The organism is Streptomyces sp. NPDC059828, from assembly GCF_042731955.1.
Classification (GTDB): Bacteria; Actinomycetota; Actinomycetes; order Streptomycetales; family Streptomycetaceae; genus Streptomyces.
The window spans coordinates 71,620-92,400 of the sequence record NZ_JBHWIW010000018.1 but is presented as its reverse complement, the minus strand read 5'-3'; the positions used below and the strand labels follow the sequence as shown (position 1 = coordinate 92,400).

Annotated in this window: 18 protein-coding genes; 13 read left to right on the top strand and 5 right to left on the bottom strand. The window is 71.4% G+C overall.

The annotated features are described in order from the left end of the window. Nucleotides 1-141 precede the first annotated feature (141 nt). The 7 genes from ACFV6V_RS13855 to ACFV6V_RS13825 all read left to right on the top strand — a co-directional run bounded on the left by ACFV6V_RS13855 (nt 142) and on the right by ACFV6V_RS13825 (nt 8,255). Nucleotides 142-1,170: an aspartate-semialdehyde dehydrogenase gene (locus ACFV6V_RS13855; protein WP_385563687.1), complete on the top strand. Its 1,029-nt coding sequence runs from the start codon at nt 142-144 to the stop codon at nt 1,168-1,170. A 151-nt stretch (nt 1,171-1,321) separates the two neighbouring features. Continuing rightward, complete coding sequence (gene pepN / locus ACFV6V_RS13850) at nt 1,322-3,892, top strand: aminopeptidase N (protein WP_385563686.1); 2,571 nt, start codon at nt 1,322-1,324, stop codon at nt 3,890-3,892. A 206-nt stretch (nt 3,893-4,098) separates the two neighbouring features. After that, nucleotides 4,099-5,700 (top strand): ATP-binding protein, encoded by a 1,602-nt coding sequence (locus ACFV6V_RS13845; protein WP_385563683.1) that lies wholly within the window; start codon nt 4,099-4,101, stop codon nt 5,698-5,700. Continuing rightward, a complete protein-coding gene (locus ACFV6V_RS13840; RefSeq protein WP_361279621.1) occupies nt 5,697-6,134 on the top strand; it encodes a roadblock/LC7 domain-containing protein in 438 nt (145 codons plus the stop codon). Before ACFV6V_RS13845 ends, ACFV6V_RS13840 begins: the two co-directional genes overlap by 4 nt. Beyond that, entirely contained in the window at nt 6,131-6,493 is a 363-nt protein-coding gene (locus ACFV6V_RS13835) for a DUF742 domain-containing protein (RefSeq protein WP_385563680.1), read from the top strand. The genes ACFV6V_RS13840 and ACFV6V_RS13835 overlap by 4 nt, the downstream gene beginning before the upstream one ends. Then, on the top strand, nt 6,474-7,097 hold the full coding sequence (locus ACFV6V_RS13830; RefSeq protein WP_385563677.1) for an ATP/GTP-binding protein: 624 nt from the start codon (nt 6,474-6,476) through the stop codon (nt 7,095-7,097). The genes ACFV6V_RS13835 and ACFV6V_RS13830 overlap by 20 nt, the downstream gene beginning before the upstream one ends. Nucleotides 7,098-7,220: 123 nt before the next feature. Then, nucleotides 7,221-8,255 carry a selina-4(15),7(11)-diene synthase gene (locus tag ACFV6V_RS13825; protein ID WP_385563674.1) on the top strand — a complete coding sequence of 345 codons (1,035 nt, stop codon included), beginning with the start codon at nt 7,221-7,223 and terminating at the stop codon, nt 8,253-8,255. A gap of 85 nt (nt 8,256-8,340) precedes the next feature. Here the strand turns inward: ACFV6V_RS13825 and ACFV6V_RS13820 are convergent, their stop codons facing one another. Next, complete coding sequence (locus ACFV6V_RS13820) at nt 8,341-9,015, bottom strand: hypothetical protein (protein ID WP_385563671.1); 675 nt, start codon at nt 9,013-9,015, stop codon at nt 8,341-8,343. A gap of 274 nt (nt 9,016-9,289) precedes the next feature. Between ACFV6V_RS13820 and ACFV6V_RS13815 the strand changes: the two genes are divergently transcribed. Further along, complete coding sequence (locus tag ACFV6V_RS13815; RefSeq protein ID WP_385563669.1) at nt 9,290-10,516, top strand: S8 family peptidase; 1,227 nt, start codon at nt 9,290-9,292, stop codon at nt 10,514-10,516. 249 nt (nt 10,517-10,765) lie between these two features. On the opposite strand, the gene ACFV6V_RS13810 is transcribed toward ACFV6V_RS13815, so the two are convergent. The 4 genes from ACFV6V_RS13810 to ACFV6V_RS13795 form a co-directional block, all read right to left on the bottom strand. Beyond that, nucleotides 10,766-11,014 (bottom strand): hypothetical protein, encoded by a 249-nt coding sequence (locus ACFV6V_RS13810; protein ID WP_361279627.1) that lies wholly within the window; start codon nt 11,012-11,014, stop codon nt 10,766-10,768. Nucleotides 11,015-11,034: 20 nt separating this feature from the next. Then, nucleotides 11,035-13,206, bottom strand: a complete 2,172-nt coding sequence (gene malQ / locus ACFV6V_RS13805) for a 4-alpha-glucanotransferase (RefSeq protein WP_385563667.1) — start codon at nt 13,204-13,206, stop codon at nt 11,035-11,037. Then, nucleotides 13,207-13,467, bottom strand: a complete 261-nt coding sequence (locus ACFV6V_RS13800; protein WP_385563664.1) for a hypothetical protein — start codon at nt 13,465-13,467, stop codon at nt 13,207-13,209. 178 nt (nt 13,468-13,645) lie between these two features. Further along, the gene (locus tag ACFV6V_RS13795; protein WP_361279630.1) at nt 13,646-14,182 is read right to left on the bottom strand and encodes an HNH endonuclease; all 537 of its coding nucleotides are present in this window, start codon (nt 14,180-14,182) and stop codon (nt 13,646-13,648) included. 262 nt (nt 14,183-14,444) lie between these two features. Here ACFV6V_RS13795 and ACFV6V_RS13790 point away from each other — a divergent pair, with 262 nt between their 5' ends. The 5 genes from ACFV6V_RS13790 (at nt 14,445) to ACFV6V_RS13770 (ending at nt 20,691) form a co-directional block, all read left to right on the top strand. Then, complete coding sequence (locus ACFV6V_RS13790; RefSeq protein WP_385563661.1) at nt 14,445-15,482, top strand: mechanosensitive ion channel family protein; 1,038 nt, start codon at nt 14,445-14,447, stop codon at nt 15,480-15,482. A 50-nt stretch (nt 15,483-15,532) separates the two neighbouring features. Next, the gene (locus ACFV6V_RS13785; RefSeq protein WP_385563747.1) at nt 15,533-16,798 is read left to right on the top strand and encodes a 6-phospho-beta-glucosidase; all 1,266 of its coding nucleotides are present in this window, start codon (nt 15,533-15,535) and stop codon (nt 16,796-16,798) included. Continuing rightward, a complete protein-coding gene (locus ACFV6V_RS13780; protein WP_385563658.1) occupies nt 16,789-17,817 on the top strand; it encodes an N-acetylglucosamine kinase in 1,029 nt (342 codons plus the stop codon). The genes ACFV6V_RS13785 and ACFV6V_RS13780 overlap by 10 nt, the downstream gene beginning before the upstream one ends. A gap of 478 nt (nt 17,818-18,295) precedes the next feature. Continuing rightward, on the top strand, nt 18,296-19,633 hold the full coding sequence (locus ACFV6V_RS13775; RefSeq protein WP_385563744.1) for a hypothetical protein: 1,338 nt from the start codon (nt 18,296-18,298) through the stop codon (nt 19,631-19,633). Nucleotides 19,634-19,644: 11 nt separating this feature from the next. Continuing rightward, on the top strand, nt 19,645-20,691 hold the full coding sequence (locus ACFV6V_RS13770; RefSeq protein ID WP_385563655.1) for a glutamate ABC transporter substrate-binding protein: 1,047 nt from the start codon (nt 19,645-19,647) through the stop codon (nt 20,689-20,691). Nucleotides 20,692-20,781: the final 90 nt, after the last annotated feature.

Genomic DNA, 20,781 nt, shown 5'->3' with positions numbered 1-20,781 from the left:
GCTCCTGGCCGGGCGACCCCTGACCAGGCCCTGGTGTGAGAAGGACCATGCGTCCCGACCCTTGGACAATGGATTGGACAAGCCGGCCGGGGACAGACGCATCATGGAGCACGCAGACTGCACAAAGTACGGAGGAGTCCCGTGAAGGTCGGAATCGTCGGAGCCACCGGGCAGGTCGGCACCGTCATGCGCAAGATCCTCGCCGAGCGGGACTTCCCGGTCGACGAGCTCCGGCTGTTCGCCTCGGCACGCTCCGCGGGCTCCGCCATCGAGTGGCAGGGCCGGGACATCACCGTCGAGGACGCCGCCACCGCCGACTACACCGGCCTTGACATCGTGCTCTTCTCGGCGGGTGGCGCCACCTCGAAGGTTCTCGCCGAGAAGGTGGCGTCCCAGGGTGCCGTCGTGATCGACAACTCCTCCGCCTGGCGTCGCGACCCCGAGGTGCCGCTGGTGGTGTCCGAGGTCAATCCGCACGCGATCAAGGACCGCCCCAAGGGGATCATCGCCAACCCGAACTGCACCACGATGGCCGCCATGCCGGTGCTGAAGCCGCTGCACCAGGAGGCGGGCCTGGTCGCCATGGTCGCCACGACCTACCAGGCCGTGTCCGGCTCGGGCCTCGCGGGCGTCGCGGAGCTGCGCACCCAGGCCTGCGCGGTCGGCGAGAAGGCCGACCAGCTGGCGTACGACGGCGATGCCGTCGAGTTCCCAGAGCCCGCGGTCTACAAGCGCCCCATCGCCTACAACGTGCTTCCGCTGGCCGGCAGCATCGTGGACGACGGCTCCTTCGAGACCGACGAGGAGCAGAAGCTCCGCCACGAGTCCCGCAAGATCCTGGAGATCCCGGAGCTGAAGGTCTCCGGCACCTGTGTCCGCGTGCCGGTCTTCTCCGGCCACTCCCTCCAGGTCAACGCCCGTTTCGCGGCTCCGGTGAGCGTCGAGCGCGCCTATGAGCTGCTGAAGGGCGCGGACGGCGTGGAGCTCTCCGAGATCCCGACCCCGCTCCAGGCCGCGGGCAAGGACGTCTCGTACGTGGGCCGGATCCGGGTGGACGAGACCGTGGAGCACGGCCTCGCCCTCTTCCTCTCGGGCGACAACCTCCGCAAGGGCGCCGCGCTGAACGCGGTGCAGATCGCGGAGCTGGTGGCGGCCGAGCTGAGCGCCTGACCACGTTCCTGCCCCAGGGCGGCCCGCGCATGCTTCTGCGCGGGCCGCCCCGGTGTTTCCCACGCTCAGGCATGACGGGGTTACTCGGATGAACGGCGCCTTCCTCCGTGGAAGGATGGCCGGAAACGTCACATACCGAGGAGATGACCGGGTGCCTGGCACAAACCTGACCCGTGAAGAGGCGCAAGAGCGAGCACGCCTGCTCACCGTTGACTCATACGAGATCGACCTCGATCTCACCGGGGCGCAGGAGGGCGGCACCTACCGGTCCGTGACCACCGTGCGCTTCGACTCCGCCGAGGCAGGGGCGGAGACCTTCATCGACCTCGTCGCACCGGCCGTCCACGAGGCCGTGCTCAATGGCAAGTCGCTGGACGTGGCGGCGGTGTTCCGGGACTCGCGGATCACGCTGGCACACCTGCACGAGGGCCCGAACGAGCTCAGGGTCGTCGCGGACTGCTCGTACACCAACACCGGTGAGGGTCTGCACCGGTTCGTCGACCCGGTCGACGACCAGGCCTACCTCTACACCCAGTTCGAGGTGCCGGACGCCCGCCGGGTGTTCGCCTCCTTCGAGCAGCCCGACCTCAAGGCCACCTTCCAGTTCACCGTGAAGGCGCCCGAGGGCTGGAGCGTGATCTCCAACTCGCCCACTCCGGAGCCGAAGGACAACGTCTGGCGCTTCGAGCCGACGCCGCGGATCTCCACGTACATCACGGCACTGATCGTGGGCCCGTACCACTCCGTGCACAGCTCCTACGAGAAGGACGGGCAGAGCGTGCCGCTCGGCATCTACTGCCGTCCCTCGCTCGCCGAGTACCTGGACGCGGACGCGATCTTCGAGGTCACCCGGCAGGGCTTCGACTGGTTCCAGGAGAAGTTCGACTACGCCTATCCCTTCGCCAAGTACGACCAGCTCTTCGTGCCGGAGTTCAACGCGGGCGCGATGGAGAACGCGGGCGCGGTGACCATCCGCGACCAGTACGTGTTCCGCTCCAAGGTGACGGACGCGGCGTACGAGCTGCGGGCGGAGACGATCCTGCACGAGCTGGCGCACATGTGGTTCGGCGACCTGGTCACCATGGAGTGGTGGAACGACCTGTGGCTGAACGAGTCGTTCGCCACGTACACCTCGATCGCCTGCCAGGCCTACGCACCGGACTCGAAGTGGCCGCACGCCTGGACCACGTTCGCCAACTCGATGAAGACCTGGGCCTACCGGCAGGACCAGCTCCCGTCGACGCACCCGATCATGGCCGAGATCCGGGACCTCGACGACGTCCTGGTGAACTTCGACGGCATCACCTACGCCAAGGGCGCGTCGGTGCTGAAGCAGCTGGTCGCGTATGTCGGGCGGGACGAGTTCTTCCGCGGCGTGCAGGCCTACTTCAAGCGGCACGCCTTCGGCAACACCCGGCTCTCGGATCTGCTGGGCGCGCTGGAGGAGACCAGCGGCCGTGATCTGAAGACCTGGTCGAGGGCCTGGCTGGAGACCGCGGGGATCAACACCCTGCGGCCGGTGATCGACACGGACGCCTCCGGTGCCATCACCTCCTTCGCGGTCAAGCAGGAAGCCCCGGCGCTGCCGGCCGGTGCCAAGGGCGAGGCGGTGCTGCGCCCGCACCGGATCGCGGTCGGCTTCTACGACCTGGACGAGGCCGGGAAGCTGGTGCGCACCGAGCGCGTCGAGCTGGACGTGGACGGCGAGCTCACCGCGGTACCCGAGCTGACGGGCAAGCAGCGCCCGGCGGTGGTGCTGCTGAACGACGACGACCTGTCGTACGCGAAGGTGCGTCTCGACGACGAGTCCCTGAAGGCCGTCACCGAGCACCTGGGCGACTTCGCCGAGTCGCTGCCGCGCGCCCTGTGCTGGGCGTCGGCCTGGGACATGACCCGCGACGGCGAGCTGCCCGCCCGTGACTACCTGTCGCTGGTGCTGTCCGGTATCGCCAAGGAGTCGGACATCGGCGTGGTGCAGTCGCTGCACCGCCAGGTGAAGCTGGCGATCGACCTCTACGCGGCGCCGGAGTGGCGTGACGCGGGGCTGACCCAGTGGACGGACGCCACGCTGGCGCATCTGCGTGCGGCGGAGCCCGGCAGTGACCACCAGCTGGCGTGGGCGCGGGCGTTCGCGGCGACCGCGCGCACCCCGCAGCAGCTGGACCTGCTCCAGGCGCTGCTGGAGGACCGCGAGACGGTCGAGGGCCTGGTCGTGGACACGGAGCTGCGCTGGGCGTTCGTGGAGCGGCTCGCGGCGACCGGGGTCCTCGACGAGGAGGAGATCGCGGGCGAGCTGGAGCGCGACAAGACGGCCGCCGGTGAGCGCCACGCGGCCACCGCGCGTGCGGCGCGGCCCACGCCGGAGGCGAAGGCCGAGGCCTGGGCGTCCGTGGTCGAGTCGGACCAGCTGCCGAACGCGGTGCAGGAGGCGGTGATCGGCGGTTTCGTCCAGACCGACCAGCGCGATCTGCTTGCTCCGTACACGGAGAAGTTCTTCGCGGCTGTGAAGAACGTGTGGGATTCCCGCTCCCACGAGATCGCCCAGCAGATCGCCGTCGGCCTGTATCCGTCGCTTCAGGTGTCTCAGGAGACTCTCGCGGCGACGGATGAATGGCTGGATTCAGCCGGTCCGAACGCGGCGCTGCGGCGGCTGGTCTCGGAGTCCCGCGCGGGTGTCGAGCGGGCACTGAAGGCTCAGGCGGCGGATGCCGCAGCGGCCTGACCTGCTGCGCTGACCGCGTCGGCTTACTGGCGAGTAAGGGCGCCCCGGAACCACACGGTCCGGGGCGCCCTCGCACATCACGCACCCATCACGATTCAGGCGGTGTCTGAAGTGTGACCTGGCGTCAACAAGGCGGCCGGTGAACGACTATGCTCCCTCAGCGTCGCCATGTGATCGTTCCCGTTCGATTCTTTTTGAAGGTGCTGATGGTCCGTGAGGAATCGTCACCTGGAAGTGGAAGTCCGCGCATCGCGGCCTCTTTCGGGTGGCTGCTGCCCGCCGCTGTGACAGCCGTCGTCACCGCCGTCGCGGTGGCACTGGTCTCCACTCCGGCCCGTGTCCCCGTCGTGGTCATCGGCTCCGTCGCCACCATCGCGGTCGCCGTCATCGGCGCCGAGGTCTCCCGCCGCGGCAGGCGGATCGAGACACTGCGCCGCGCCGTACGGGAACGTGACGCCGTCCTGGCCCACCATTCGGCGGAGACCGCGCACCTCGCCGGTTCGCTGCTCCCCGACGCCATGGACCGGCTGCGCAGAGGCGAGTTCCCGGAGGAGGTACTGGGCTCGCTCGCCGCGTCGGAGGCACACCAGGCCGTGCTCCAGGCCGTCGTCGGGGCGGTCGTCGGCGAGGAAGAGCTGCGCGAGTCCGCCCAGCGGGCCTTCGTCAACATCGCCCGCCGCGTGCAGGCCATCGTCCACCAGCAGGCCAAGGAACTGCGGGAGATGGAGGACCGGCACGGCAAGTCCCCGGAGGTGTTCGGCGACCTGCTCCGGCTCGACCACGGCACCGCGCTGATCGGCCGACTCGCGGACTCGATCGCCGTACTCGGTGGCGCCCGCCCCGGTCGCCAGTGGGGCAGGGCCGTGCCGCTCTACAGCGTGATGCGCGGCGCCATGTCGCGAATCATCGACTACCAGCGGGTCGAGCTGCACACCGTCTCCGAGGTCGCCGTGGTGGGACCCGCGGTCGAGCCGCTGATCCACGCGCTCGCCGAGCTGCTCGACAACGCGACCCGCTACTCGCCCCCGCAGACCAAGGTCCATCTGACCGCCGTGGACGTCCAGTCGGGCATCGCCGTCGAGATCGAGGACGGCGGCGTCAGCATGAGCGAGGAGGCCCGTCGCCGTGCCGAGCAGGTGCTGCGCCAGGCCCAGCAGGGCATCGACCTCACCGACCTGGGTGAGACCCCGCGGCTCGGCCTCGCCGTGGTCGGCCGACTGGCGCAGGCGTACGGCTTCCAGGTCGCGCTGCGCTCCTCCGCGTACGGCGGTGTCCGCGCGGTCATCGTCGTACCACAGGAACTGATCACCACCGCCGAGTACGCGACCGGTATCGCACACGGCATCGGCGCCGCCTCCCGGCCCCGTACGACGCTCCCGGCCGCCGCCCCGGCCACCGCCCCCTTCGTGCCCGCGCAGCGCCAGGAGCCGCGCCAGGTGACCGGTCCCGTACCGTCGGACCTCGGTCTCATGCCGTCGGACGGCAGCATCGTCTCGTCGCCCAGCGGTCGCGTGGAGGTGACCGAGCGGACCCCGGGCGGGCTGCCCCAGCGGCGCCGCAAGTCGCGCCTCGCGGCGGACCCCGCCCCGGAGGCGGGGACTGCCCCCGGGGGCGCGTACCTGACGAACTCAGCGGCTTCCGTGCCGGACTCGTCGGCTTCCGTGCCGGACCCATCGGCTCCCGTACCGACCTCGGCTCCTGACCACGAGCCCACACCTCAGGTGCAGCCCGGAATGTGGCTGGCCGCCTTCCAGAGCGGTCTCTCCGGGGATTCCACCGATGCCAGCAAGGGGAACACGCAGCCATGATTCAGCAGCAGGCCAACATGGACTGGATGCTCAAGGACCTCGCGGAGGGGGTGCCGGAGACCCGGCATGTGGTGGTGCTCTCCGCCGACGGTCTGCGCATGGCCCAGTACGGCACCGACACCGACACCGCCGACCGGCTCGCCGCCGCCTGTGCCGGGCTCCAGTCGCTGGCCGGCGCGGTGGCGTCCGAACTCCCTTACAGCGAAGGCCGGATGCGGCTGGTCGTCATCGAGATGGACGGCGGATTCTTCTATCTGATGGCGGCGGGAGCGGGTGCGTTCCTCGCCGTACTCGCCGACGAAGGTGTGGACGCGGGGCTGATGGGACAGCGGATGCGGGACCTCGTGCTGCGCATCGGTGAGCACCTGACCAGCCCGCCGCGGGCCGACAGCGCCTACTCCGGCGGTTACGCCGGCGGAGGGGCGGCCAGGTGAGCCACCCAGGTGGTGGCGGCTGGGAGGACGCGAGCCCGGAGCGGCTCTATGTGATCACGGGCGGGCGCAGCACCTCATCCGCTCCCGTCGAGCTCGACCTGGTCACCCTGGTGGTGGCCAGGTCCCAGCCGAAGCCCGGCATGCCACCGGAGCACACAACGATCATGGAGCTGTGCCAGGCACCGTTATCGGTGGCCGAGGTCTCTGCCTACACGAACCTTCCGGTCAGCGTGGTCACAGTCCTGCTCGGCGATCTGCTCGCAGAGAAGCGGGTGATCGCCCGCGCGCCCGTCCCGGCCGCCCAACTCCCTGACCGCGCGTTGATTGAGGCAGTGATCCATGGACTTCAAAAGCTCTGAGCCCACCCTGGCCGCGGGGCCACGGAGCGAGGACGCCCTGCCCGCAACGGCCACCGCGGCCGTCAAGGTGGTGGTCGTCGGCGGATTCGGCGTGGGCAAGACGACCTTGGTCGGCTCGGTCAGTGAGATACGCCCGCTGACGACCGAGGAGACGATGACCCAGGCAGGGGTCGGCATCGACGACACGGCCGGAGTCAGCACCAAGAGCTCGACCACCGTCGCGATGGACTTCGGACGCATCAGCATCAACGAGGAGCTGGTGCTGTACCTCTTCGGCACCCCGGGCCAGGAGCGCTTCTGGTTCCTGTGGCGCGGCCTCTTCGAGGGCGCCCTGGGCGCGGTGGTCCTGGTGGACACCCGCCGGCTGGAGGTCAGCTTCGATGTCATCGGGCGGCTCGAGGAACGGGGCGTGCCGTTCGTCGTCGCCATCAACTCCTTCCCGAGCGCGCCTGGTTACCCCGTCAACGAGCTCAGGGCGGCACTGGACCTGCCGGATTCGGTGCCGATCGTCTCGTGCGACGCACGGGACCGGACGTCGAGCCGTGACGTCCTGCTCACCCTGATGCGCTATCTCCAGTCGCTCGCCATGTCACACGTGTCCTGAGCAGCCCGGACCGCACCGCACCCGGAACAGCACATGCACCCGCACCCGCACCCGCACCCGCACCCGCACCCGCACCGATGCACTTGACCTGTACCTGACCTGAAATACGAGAGGGAGGCCGACGTGGGGCCTGAGCTGTCCGTACCACCGCTCTTCTCTCCCATCGCCCCGGCGATCCACCCGAACCACTCCGCCATCGTCGTCCAGACCGCGGCCTGGGCGGAGACCTTCCGCATCGGCTCGGCTGAGCTGCGCGACGACCTGGTCGGCCGGGACTTCGGCTCCCTCTGCGCCCGGATCCTGCCCGACGGCCGCCAAGAGGTCGTGTCCCTCCTCTCGGACTTCGCGCTGTGGCTGTCGGCGGTGGACGAGGTGCAGGACGCGCACGGCGCGGAGGGCTCCGGCGATCTGGTCGGGCTGCTGCACCGGCTGATCCGGGTCGCCCAGAACCCCGAGGCCCCCATGCTGGACGACGATCCGCTCGCCGCGGGACTGCGCGATCTGCGGCTGCGGATCGACCGGTTCTGCACCGCGGGCCAGTCCGCGCGCTGGGGAGACGCGCTGCGCGAGTACTTCTTCTCCGTCGTCTGGGAGGCGGCTCATCGCCGCGCGGGGAGCCTGCCGGCCCTGGGCGACTACACGCTGATGCGCCTCTACAACGGGCAGACCGCGGTGATGCTCCCCATCCTGGAGATGGGCCACGCCTATGAGCTCCAGCCCCACGAGCGTGACCGCGTCTCGGTGCGGGCCGCCGCCGAGATGGCCTCCTTCGTCACCACATGGGACAGGGACGTCTTCTCGTACCACCAGGAGCACGGTGGCAGGAAGGTGAGCCACCTCAACGTCCTTCGGGTGCTCGAGCAGGAACACGGACTGGGCCCCGGCGCCGCCCTGGGCCTGGCCGCCCGTCAGCGGGACCGGGTGATGACGCTGTTCCTGCGGCTGAGCGACAGGCTGGCGGAGCGGGGCAGCCCGCAGCTGCGCCAGTACCTGCACGGGCTGGCCTGCTACATACGTGGAGCCCAGGACTGGGGACTCGCCTCCAGCCCCGAACTGCTGCCCTCGGTCTTCACCGACACCCCGGCCGACGACAGTCACGAGCCCCTCGACATCCCCGCCATCGCGTGGTGGTGGGACCTCGTCGCGCGCTCGTCCTGATACGGGTCCCCGCCCCCCACGTGGCGAGGGGGCGGGGACCGCTGTACCAGCAGTGTCAGGCCGTGTCAGGCCGTGTCAGGCCGTGTCAGCGTTGCTGGACGAACGCCTTTCCGGCCTTCTCACCAGCCGAGCAGGACTTCTTCTCGGCGCTGGTCATCTTGCGGCTCTTGACGACCACGGCGTTGCTCACGCCGTCCGTGCCGTTCTTGGCGGGACCGGTGATGGTGTCGCCGAAGAACCAGTAGTAGTGACCCCACTTGGGGCTGTCGTAGTGGGTCTGCCAGGTGCCGGAGACCTCCTGCATCACCTGGGCGCGGGAGATCCAGCCCACCTCACCGGGCCTCACGGTCATGGTGAGCGAGCTGTCCTCCGTGTGCGTGCTGGTCCAGCTGTGGTTGTACGTCGCCGTCACGCTCAGGTCCACGATCCCGGCGATGTTGCCGCCCGCGGTGACCGACACGCCCACCGAGTCGGTGGAACCCACGCTGTCGCTCCAGCTCATGGACTGGGTGGCCGTCGAGCTGCTGCAGTTGTAGAGCGCGTCGGAAACCTGGTGGAACTTCCCGAGGTAGGCCTTGCCGAGCACGGGCGAGTTGAAGGTGCACTTGCCCTCACCCGAGGCGCAGTCCGCCGTGAGTTGCTCACGTGTCGGCTGGTCGTCTGCCGCCGCAGGAGATGTGGACGCCGCAGTGACGGCGCATATGGCCGCTGCCGCGGCGACGATCCGGCCGCCGTTCCTCAGGACGCGGTGTTTGGTCATTCTGGTGCCTTTCAGATGGTGCAGGGGGGATCGGTGAACCAGGCCGCAGGAAGGAAGAACTGAACTGTGGTCAGGGGCCCAGCCAGCCCACGGTGGTTACCGCCGTTGCATGCGAGGTTGTCCGAACGGGCGTAGGAACCACACCAAGAAACGGTAAAGTTGTGGTTGATTTCACAACCTCCTGGAGGGGGCGATCGGCTGACAGGGACTCAAGTAGCCGCGTGACCAGGTCGAAAGGAACGGTGAAGTGATCATCGTTCTGATTGGAGTACCCATGCGACTGTTCGCGCGTGGGGCGGCCACCGCGCTGCTCGCCGCCCTGACCCTGACCGCCCCCGGGCAGGCCGCCACCGCCCAGGACCGCGGGGCCGAACCGAGGCCGGGTCCCGCGCCGCTGCACCTGGCCGACGAGCCGCTCAGGGGGAGCTACATCGTCTCCCTGGAGACCGGGGCCGATGCCGCGGCCGTCGCACAGCGCGCCGGAGTGAAGGCCCGCTACACGTACAACAAGGCCATGCGCGGCTTCTCCGCGAGGCTGAGCAAGGAACAGCTCGCGGCGGTGCGGCTGGCCGCAGGGGTCGCGGCGGTGGAGGAGGACTCCAAGGTGTCCGTCCACCGGGCACCGTCGGCGCACCCCCACCCGTTCCCGGCCGGTCCCGTGCCACGGCGGTCGGTACTGGCGGCGAGTTGGGGACTCGACCGCGCCGACCAGCGGAAACTCCCTCTGGACGGGCAGTTCGCCGCCACCTCGACCGGCAAGGGCGCCACCGTCTACGTCGTCGACACCGGGATCGACTACAAGCACAGTGAGTTCGGCGGGCGCGCCGTCTACGGCTTCGACTCGGTGGGCGATGGCCGCCGCGGACGGGACTGCGACGGCCATGGCACCCATGTCGCGGGCACGGTGGGCGGGGCGACCTACGGGTTCGCCCGGCAGGCCACCCTGGTGAGCGTGCGGGTCCTCGACTGCGACGGTGTCGGTGCCTGGTCCGGGATCATCGCCGGTCTCGACTGGGTGGCCCGCAACGCCAAGCCGCAGTCCGTGCTGACCGCCTCGCTCGGCGGCGCCAAGTCCCCTTCCGTGAACGGTGCGGCCGACGCCGTCTTCGCCCGAGGTGTGCTGCCGGTCATCGCGGCGGGCAACTCGGCCGACGACGCGTGCCGGACCTCGCCCGCCAGCACACCGCGGGTCGTCACGGTCGGCGCGACCGATCGTACGGACACCGAGGCGGACTTCAGCAACTACGGCAAGTGCCTGGACCTCTACGCCCCCGGTACCGAGATCGTCTCCGCGCTGCTGGGTGGTGGCAGCACCGAGATGAGCGGTACGTCGATGGCGGCCCCGCATGTGGCGGGGGTGGCTGCGCTCTACCGCAGCGCTCACCCGGATGCCGGTGCGGAAGCCGTCAGCAACTGGCTCGTCGGCCAGGCCACCAAGAGCGCGATCCGCAGCCTCTCGCCGGGCTCGCCCAACCGGCTGCTGTACGCCGCGGGACTCTGACCGAGCTGCCGGCGCGCCGGCCGGACGGCCGGGGCCGCCGTGCCCCGGTGGTCCGGCTCATGCGCCCTACGCCGGAAGCGGAAGCCTGCCCTGCCCCCAGCGCGAGCTCCGGGTGACGCTCGGCTAGGAGAGCGTGGGCGTGCGCATACGCCTGAGGGCGCCCGACGGAGTGCTTCCGTCGGGCGCCCTCAGGCGTATGTCTCGGTGTGCCGCCGTGCGGCGCAGTGCAGCGCTGAGCCGCGCGCCGTCTCAGGCCTGCTTGCGGGCGGAACGGGGCCGGTCGGACTTGTCCAGCACCATGACCAGGCCCGCGATCACCAGGAACAGCACGATCGGCAGCACCACGTACAGGCCGACCGTCTGGATCACGCTCAGACCGGGACCCGGGTCGTCACCGTCGTCGCGGGTCAGCGCGAGCGCGGGGGACGACATGAGCAGCATCATCAGCGTCGTACCGGCCGCGACGGCGCCGGCGCGCAGGGCGTTCTTCTTGTCCACGGTGCAAACGTAGCGAACCACTAAGCGCGCCGCGCGCCCGGGGTGCCCGTACGGGAACCGGCCCCCTCGGACCCCGCCGCGGGCCGCGGCCGGAACACCTCCATCAGGGCATGCAGCCGGGGCGAGGCCGCCAGGGCCTCGATGCTCAGCGGACGGCCCTCGGCGTCGGCGACGGGCAGCCGCCAGTTCGGATACTGGTCCCAGGTGCCCGGGAGGTTCTGGGGTCTTCGGTCCCCCACCGTGTCCGGCAGCCAGACGCCCACCATCCGCGCGGACGTACGGAGCAGAAAGCGGTAGACGGCACGGATCCCGCCCTCCTCGTCGAGCCTGCCCTCGGGAAGCAGCCCCAGCCTGGCCAGATACGCCAGCCACTCCGCCACCTCCGCCGACCCGTCCCGGTGCTCCTGCTCCAGCGGCCGTGCGAGAAGTCCGAGGCGGTGGCGCAGCGCCACATGGTCGCCGCTGAGCCGGGCGGCGGTGGACGGCAGGTCGTGGGTGGTGGCCGTCGCCACACAGCCCTCCCGCCACTCCTCCGCGGGCAGCGGGCGCCCCGACCCGGCCCAGTCGCGCTCGAACCAGAGCACGGACGTGCCGAGGACCCCGCGGCGCGCCAGGGCCTCCCGGACGCCGGGCTCGACCGTGCCGAGATCCTCCCCTATGACCACGGCTCCCGCCCGTCGCGCCTCCAGCACCAGGACGGCGAGCATTGCCTCCGCGTCGTACCGGACGTATGTGCCGTCGGTCGGCTCGGCGCCCACCGGCACCCACCAGAGCCGGAAGAGGCCCATGACATGGTCGAGTCGCAGGGCCCCCGCATGGCGGAGCAGCCCCCGGAGCAGCCCGCGGTACGGGGCGTAGTCCAGGGCCGCGAGGGCGTCGGGCCGCCACGGGGGCAGGCCCCAGTCCTGCCCGCGGGCGTTGAAGGCGTCGGGGGGCGCCCCGATCGACATCCCCCCGGCGAAGACATCCTGCTGGGCCCAGGCGTCCGCACCACCGGGGTGGACGCCCACGGCGAGGTCGTGCACGACCCCTACGGGCATTCCCGCCTCCCGGGCGGCGCGCGACGCGGCTGCCAGCTGCTCGTCGGTGAGCCAGGCCAGCCGGCAGTGGAAGTCGACCCGGTCCATCAGCTCGCCCCGGGCCCGGGCGGTCTCCGTGGAGCGGGGGTCCCTCAGGCCCGTCGGCCAGCGGTGCCAGTCGGAGCCGTACACCTCCGCCAGCGCGCACCAGGTGGCGTGGTCGTCCAGCGCCTGGCCCTGTGCGGCGAGGAAGTCGCAGTAGGCGGCACGCCGGCCTGGCCCCAGCGGCACGCGGTGGACCAGCTCCAGCGCCTGGGCCTTGAGCCCCCACACGGCGTCCCGGTCGATCAGCGCGCCCTTGTCCAGTACCGAGGCACGCAGTCCGGCCGCCTTCTCGACGAGCGCCTCCAGCGGCGGGCGGTCCTGGCCCGTGACATAGGCGTACTCCGGGATGTCCTCGATCCGCAGATGCACCGGATCGGGGAAGCGACGGGAGCTCGGCCGGTACGGGGAGGGGTCGGTGGGCGCTCCGGGCACGGCCGCGTGCAGCGGGTTCACCTGGACGAACCCGGCACCGAGCGAGCGTCCCGCCCAGCTCGCGAGCTCGGCGAGATCACCGAGGTCGCCCATGCCCCAGGAACGCCCCGACAGCAGGGAGTAGAGCTGGACGAGGAACCCGTGCACGCGCCGCGGGGGCTGTGCCACGGCGTCGGGGGCGACCACCAGACCGGCCCTGGCCGTGCGGCCGTCCGGGGTGCGCACGTCCAGGCGATGCACTCCGGTGGGCAGCATGGCCCATGGGGCCGACGCGTCCACGTCCGGTGCCGCCCGGTCGGCGCCGACGGAGGACGGCTCGCGCCATGACCGTGTGCCGCCGCCGTCCTCCAGCCGGACCCGCACCCGGGTGCCGGGCGGGAAGGTGACGGGTGGTTCCGGGGCGGGGAGCCCGGGTGCCGGGAGCCAGAGCACGACCGTCGGGGGGAGCAACCGGTCCGCCGCGGCGGCGTCGGCATCGGTGAGCGCGGAGCGGACGGCCTCCGGAGTGGAGGCGTCGACGCCCAGCGCGGCGAGGACCGCGACCACCGTGGCCTCGGGGACCGGGACGGTGACGCCGGGGGACGGGGAGTGGGAGGTGGCGACACCGTGCAACGCGGCCAGGCGGTCCAGGCCCATTCAGACTCCTGGGGACTCCGAGCCGCCGGCCGGGCCGGGGGCGGTGGGTTCGCTGGTGAGGGGTGCGGCGGCGGTGAGCGGGGGCTCGCTGGTCAGCGGCAGGGCGTCGGCGAGGGGCGGCTCGCTCGTCAGCGGGGCGGCGAGATGGACCGCGGGCTCGCTGGTCAGCGGGGCGGCGACACAGAGCGCGGGCTCGCTCGTGAGCGGCCCCGGCACCTGTTTGGACAGAGTGGTGAGCCGAAGCGGTGCGGACGTGGCCACGGAGGCCTCCTCGAGGTGCGCAAACGGTTGGTGTACGGGATTACTGCAGCCCTACCCATTGGGCAGAGCCGCAGACGTACACCCCGTCTCAACGTGTTCCGTGTCACATTCTGCGTCACGCACGGGAGTTGAACGGTCGCCGCGCCACGGGGGCACCGGGCAACACAAAGGCCCGGTCTCAGGCTGAGACGCCGTCGATCCGGGCCATCACGTCATCCGCGCCGTACGGTTGCAGGTAGGGCAACCAGCGCGGGTCCCTATGCCCGGTCCCGATGATCCGCCACGCCAGCCCGCTCGGCGGAGCCGGCTGGTGCCGCAGCCGCCAGCCCACCTCGTGCAGGTGCCGGTCGGCCTTGACGTGGTTGCACCGGCGGCAGGCCGCCACCACGTTGTCCCAGACGTGCTGACCCCCGCGGCTGCGCGGAATGACGTGGTCGACGCTGGTCGCGACGCCACCGCAGTACATGCAGCGGCCGCCGTCACGCGCGAACAGCGCGCGCCGGGTCAGAGGAACGGGCCCCCGGTAGGGGACCCGCACAAAGCGCTTGAGCCTCACCACGCTGGGCGCGGGGATCGCTCGGGTGGCACTGTGCATGAAGGCGCCGGACTCCTCGAGGCAGATGGCCTTGTTCTCGAGGACGAGGACGAGCGCGCGGCGGAGCGGTACGACGCCGAGGGGCTCGTACGACGCGTTGAGGACCAGGACATGCGGCACGGATGCCTCCTTGTACGCCGGCGGCGCGTGGCTCGCGCCGGGACGATCTGCTCCCCAGTCTCTCCTCCTGCCTGGTCGAAGCGCCACTACGTGCCTGTAACGGGCCGGGACGATTTTGTGTGTGGTCGGCCACATCCAGGCCTTCCATACCGCCCGGAACGTCCCCGAGTGACCCTTGTCTCTCCGTCGCAGATAACGCCGGGGTCACGAAGAATCCCCCGTTAGTGTGGTGAAGCCGTAGCAAGACCTGGAGGTACCAGTCGTGTCCCTGGCCGCCGATCCGTCCCCCCCGCCCGTCACCCTCGACGAGGCCGCGGAGCGGGCCAACGACGCCGCGAGCTGGGTGGAGCAGAACTGGTCCACTTGGTTGAACGTCGGTCTGCAGATCCTGCTGATCGTGGTAGTCGCCGTGGTGCTGCGGATCTTCGTCCGCAGGGCCCTCACCAAGCTGATCGAGCGGATGAACCGCAGCGTCCAGGCCGTCGAGGGCACGGCACTCGGCGGACTTCTGGTGAACGCCGAGCGCCGCCGTCAGCGCTCGGAGGCGATCGGTTCGGTGCTGCGTTCGGTGGCGTCGTTCCTGATCCTCGGCACGGCGGGCCTGATGGTCCTCGGGGCGCTGGACATCAATCTCGCCCCGCTGCTCGCCTCCGCGGGTGTGGCGGGTGTGGCGCTGGGCTTCGGTGCCCGGAATCTGGTCACCGACTTCCTCTCCGGTGTGTTCATGATCCTGGAGGACCAGTACGGCGTCGGCGACACCGTCGACGCGGGTGTCGCCTCCGGCGAGGTGATCGAGGTGGGACTGCGGGTCACCAAGCTGCGCGGGGACAGCGGAGAGATCTGGTACGTCCGCAATGGCGAGGTCAAGCGGATCGGAAACCTGAGCCAGGGCTGGGCCACCGCGTCCGTCGATGTGAACGTGCGTCCGACGGAGGACCTCGACACGGTCAGGAAGACCATCGAGCATGCCGCGGCCGGGATGGCCAAGGACGAGCCCTGGAACGAGCGCCTGTGGGGTCCGGTCGAGGTACTGGGCCTGACGGAGGTGCTGCTGGACCGGATGACCGTCTCCGTCTCCGTGAAGACCATGCCCGGCAAGGCCCTCGGGGTGGAGCGGGAGCTGCGCTGGCGGATCAAGCACGCGTTCGACGAGGCGGGCATCCGGATCGTCGGCGGGCTGCCGGCCCAGACCGATGAGGAGCAGCCGGCCAAGGACCCGACCGCGGGCATTGCCGCGCCGTCCGCCTATGCATCGAGCACCTCGCCGCAGTCGGTTGCCGCGTCCCCGCTGACCAAGTAGCCCCGCGCAGCCCTCCGCCCCCGGATGGGTAGGACGGGTGCATGAGACCCATGAAGCTCGCCGTGGTCGGCGGCGGCTCCACCTACACGCCCGAACTGGTCGACGGCTTCGCCCGGCTCAGGGATGTCCTGCCGCTCGGTGAGCTGGTCCTCATCGACCCCGCCGCGGACCGGCTGGAGCTGGTCGGGGGGCTGGCCCGGCGGATCCTCGCCCGACAGGGGCACCCCGCGGCCGTCACGACCACAGGCGACCTCGACGGCGGGGTGGCCGGGGCCGACGCCGTACTGCTCCAGCTGCGCGTCGGCGGACAGGCCGCCCGGGAGCAGGACGAGACCTGGCCGCTGGAGTGCGGCTGCGTGGGGCAGGAGACCACGGGCGCGGGTGGGCTGGCCAAGGCGCTGCGCACGGTCCCCGTGGTGCTGGACATCGCCGAGCGGGTGCGACGGGCAAGCCCCCGGGCCTGGATCATCGACTTCACCAATCCGGTCGGCATCGTGACCCGGGCGCTGCTCCAGGCCGGACACCGAGCCGTCGGGCTGTGCAATGTCGCGATCGGCTTCCAGCGGAGGTTCGCCGGGCTGCTGGGGGTGGCCCCGGGGGAGGTGCATCTGGAACACCTGGGGCTGAACCACCTGACCTGGGAGACGGGGGTGCGCATCGGCGGCCCGGAGGGTGAGGACGTCCTGCCGGAGCTGCTCACCCGGCACGGTGACGCCCTCGCCGGCGCGCTGCGGCTGCCGCGCCGGATCCTGGACCGTCTCGGCGCGGTCCCCTCGTACTACCTGCGCTACTTCTACGCACACGACGAGGTCGTGGAGGAGTCACGCAGCAAGCCGCCGCGGGCCGCCGAGGTCGCCGCCATGGAGCGCCGCCTTCTGGAGATGTACGGCGATCCGGCTCTCGACGAGAAGCCGGAGCTGCTGGCCTCCCGGGGCGGGGCGTACTACTCGGAGGCGGCGGTCGAGCTGGCCGCGGCGCTGCTCGGCGCCGGGGGCAGCCCCTACCAGGTGGTCAACACCTACAACGACGGCACGCTGCCCTTCCTCCCCGACGACACGGTGATCGAGGTGCAGGCCGCGGTCGGCCCCGGCGGCGCGCGGCCGCTGCCCGTGCCGGGACCCGACCCTCTGTACGCCGGGCTGATCGCCCAGGTCGCCGCGTATGAGCGGCTCGCCCTGGAGGCGGCGGTGCGCGGCGGCCGGGACCGCGTGTTCAGGGCGCTGCTCGCGCACCCGCTGGTCGGCCAGTACGGGTACGCCGAGGCACTCACCGACCGGCTGGTCGCCCACAACACGGAGCACCTGACGTGGGCGTGAGCGCCGCGGTCCTCGCGATCGACGCGGGCAACAGCAAGACGGACGCGGCCGTGGTCGGGGCCGACGGCTCGGTGCTGGCCACCGCCCGCGGTGGCGGCTTCCAGCCGGCACGCACCGGTGTCGAGGCGGCATTCGACGTGCTCGGGCGCACAGTGGGGCAGGCCCTCGCACGAGCCGGTACGGGGGACGTCGAGCATGTGTCGGCCGCGCTCGCGGGCGCCGATCTGCCTGTCGAGGAGGAGCGGTTGGCCGCCGCGCTGCGAGCCCGTTCCTGGGGTCGTACGTCGGCGGCGCGCAACGACACCTTCGCGGTGCTGAGGGCCGCGACCGACGAGCCGAAGGGGGTCGCCGTGGTGTGCGGCGCGGGCATCAACTGCGTGGGGCTGCTCCCGGACGGTCGCACCGCGCGGTTTCCCGCGCTCGGCAGGCTCTCGGGCGACTGGGGCGGTGGCGCGGGGCTCGCCGACGAGGCGCTGTGGTTCGCGGCGCGGGCGGAGGACGGGCGGGGGGAGCCCACGGAGCTGGCGCGGGCGCTTCCGGCCCACTTCGGCCTGGAGTCGATGTACGCACTGATCGAGGAGCTTCATCTGGGCGTTGTGGAGACGGGGCGGCGGCTCGAGCTCACTCCGGTCCTGTTCTCCGTGGCCGCAGCGGGCGACCGGGTGGCCGGGGCGATCGTGGACCGGCTGGCGGACGAGGTGGTCGCCATGGCGTCGGTGGCCCTGGACCGGCTCGGCCTGCTCGGCGAGCACGGGGGGCCCGGCGAGGACGGTGGGCCCGGCCAGTTCGGCGAGGAGGTGCCCGTGGTGCTCGGCGGCAGTGTCCTGGCGGCCCGTCACCCCCGGCTGGAGGCCCGGATCACCGGACTGATGGCCGCCCGCGCGCCGAGGGCGGCCGTCTCGGTGGTGACCGCGCCTCCGGTGCTGGGGGCGGCGCTGCTCGGGCTGGACCGGTTGGGGGCGCCTGTGGCGGCGAAGGGCAGACTGCGGGCGTACTACGCGGGCAGCTCCGGCTGCTGACGCCGCCCTCGCGGAACCGGCCCTGGCGAGGGCGCGTGTTCGTATGTGTGCGGGGCGTGTAGGCGCCGCAGGTGACGGGCAGGGAGAGCGTTGGCGGACGGCAGAGGGCGAGCGGCATTGACGGGACGGACGAGATAGCTAAAGATCCAGTCGTCTCCCGGCACGAGGGGGCAGGGGAGCCGTCGATGACCAAGGGGGAGGTCAGAGGGTGACACAGACACCGAGCGCGGGCCCGCCCACGCCGTCGGGCGGGCAGGTCCCCGCGCCGTCGGGCGGGCAGGTCCCCGCGCCGTCGGGGCACCCGGGCCCGCGGCCCGCGGCCGGACCACTGCCCGGGCCCAGACCGCAGCCCACGCCAGGGCCGCAACCGGTACCCGGACCCCAGTCCGGGCCCGTATCGCTGCCGTCGGGCGACCAGTCCGCGCCACCGCCCGGGAGCACCGCGCTGGCACGCGCCGCCGCTGCCTCCGAGGCCGCCGTGACGCCGCCGGACGCCGGTGCCCCGCTGCGGCGCAGTGCCTGGGCGGAGACCTCGGCGCGGTTGCGCGCGGCGGCCGTGACGGAGCCGGGCCGACTGCGGATCATCGGCGCCGTGCTGGCCGCGCTGCTGGTGGCGTTCGGTGCCGTGACCGCCTTCCAGATCGCCGACCGGGCGTCGGCGGCCGATGACGTGGTGAGCCGCAGCCAGCCGCTGAGCGCCGACGCGGCGAGCATCTACCGCTCGCTCGCGGACGCGGACACGGCCGCCGCGAGCGGGTTCCTGGCCGGTGCCCAGGAGCCGGCCGACATGCGGGAGCGCTACCACCGGGACATCGCGAACGCCGCGCGGCTGCTCGTCAACGCGGCTGCCAACACGGACGGTTCGACCGAGTCCGGCCGCTACATAGCCGCGCTCAACGAACATCTCCCCCGCTACACCGGCCTGGTCGAGCGGGCCCGCGCCAACAACCGCCAGGGCCTCCCCCTGGGCGGCGCCTACCTCCGGTACGCGAACCAGCAGATGACCACCGAGCTGCTGCCCGCCGCCCAGAAGCTCTACGACGCGGAGACGGAGCGCCTCGACGAGGACCATGGCGCCGCCCAGCTCTGGCCCTTCCTGTCGCTGGGGTTCGGCGTGCTGCTCCTGGGCACCCTGTTCTGGGCCCAGCGGCGCAACTACCTGCTGACCAACCGGGTGTTCAACCACGGACTGCTGGCCGCGAGCGCCGCGTCCACGGTGGTCCTGCTGTGGCTGGCGATCGGGCACACCGTGGCCAGGGCCGAACTGCACGATGCCCGCGCACACGGCCAGCAGTCGCTGAAGGTGCTCAACGACGCCCGTATCGACGGCCTCAAGGCCAGGGCGAACGAGAACCTGACACTGGTCGCGCGGGGTGCGGTGCTCACGGCGGACGGCAAGAGCGACAAGTACGAGACCGACTACAAGGCGGGCATGGAGCGGCTACGCACCTCCCTGGACCAGGCGGAGGGCCTCGCGGACGACGGCGAGGGGCGCACCCCGGTGCTGGATGCCACATCGGCGGTGTCGGAGTGGACGACCCGGCACCAGTCGGCCGCCGACACCGACAAGGCGGGTGACTACGCAGGTGCCCTGGCCAAGGTGATCGGCGGCAAGGCGTCGACGGGCGCCTCCTTCGATCGGGTGGACGCGGCGCTCGAAAAGGCTCTCGCGCACGAGCAGGCGGAGTTCACCGCCGCGGCCACGAGCGGCCGTGACGCGCTGACCGGCCTGCCGGCCGGTGCGGCGGCGCTCGCCGTGCTCGGCGCCGCGGGTGCGATGCTGGGCATCGGCCGCAGGCTTTCGGAGTACCGGTGAGAGGGGGGGAGATGGACGGCGCAGCCGGAAAGGAGCCGGACCGCTCACCGAACGGCACGGGCCGCTTGCGGGGCTGGGGCGGGATCACCGCGATGGCCGTCATGTGCGCGGTGGCGGTGTCCCTGGTCGTGTCGCCGCTCCCGTGGGGCGGTTCTCGTCCGGGCGGCGGTTCGAAGGACACCGCGGGTGCCCCGGTACCCGCCGCGGTCTCCGGGAAGGCCGCCGACTGCACCGACCCGGAGGCCTCGCTGCCGGCATCCGCCGCCGACGGTCCCGCGATCGACGCGATCAAGCAGCGCGGCAGACTCGTCGTCGGTGTCGACCAGAACAGCTATCGCTGGGGCTACCGCAGGGCGGACGGCCGGCTGGAGGGCTTCGACATCGATCTCGCCCGGGCCATCGCCGGGGACATACTCGGCGACGAGGACGCCGTCATCTTCCGCGCCATCCCCACCAACCAGCGCATACCCGCGCTGGAGAACGGCACCGTCGACCTGGTCGTCCGCACGATGACGATCAACTGCGCCCGTATCAAGCAGGTCGCCTTCTCCACCGCGTACTTCCAGACGGGCCAGCAGGTGCTCGCCCCCAAGGAATCCGCGATCACCGGCTACAACAAGACCCTCGCGGGCCGCAGGGTCTGCTCGGCGGAGGGCTCGACGGCGTACGAGGCGCTGGAGAAGAAGTCGTACGGCGCGGTGTTCAAGGACGAGGGCGACGGCGGGCCCGAGGACAGGGACCGGCTGACCGTGCCCAACCAGCTCGACTGCCTGGTCCGGCTGCAACTGGGCGAGGTGGACGCGGTGGTGACCGACGCCGCCCTCGGGGCCGGTCAGGCGGCGCAGGACCCGGCCATCGAGCTGAAGGGCGGGAAGCCCTTCACCACCGAGTTCTACGGCGTGGCCGCGAAACTGGGCAACGACGACCTCGTCCGCCGGGTCAACAAGGTGCTCGACAGCTACCGCAGAGGCCCGTGGATGGCGGCGTACACGAAGTGGCTCGAGGCGGATCTCCCCGGCATACCCGGGCCGCCCGCGCCGAAGTACCGGAACGATTGAGGTACCGGAACAAGCAGTTGAGGTACCGGAGCGAAGGCGCAAGGACGAGCCAGAGCAGACGAGCGTGAGCAGACGAGCGGAGAAGTGATC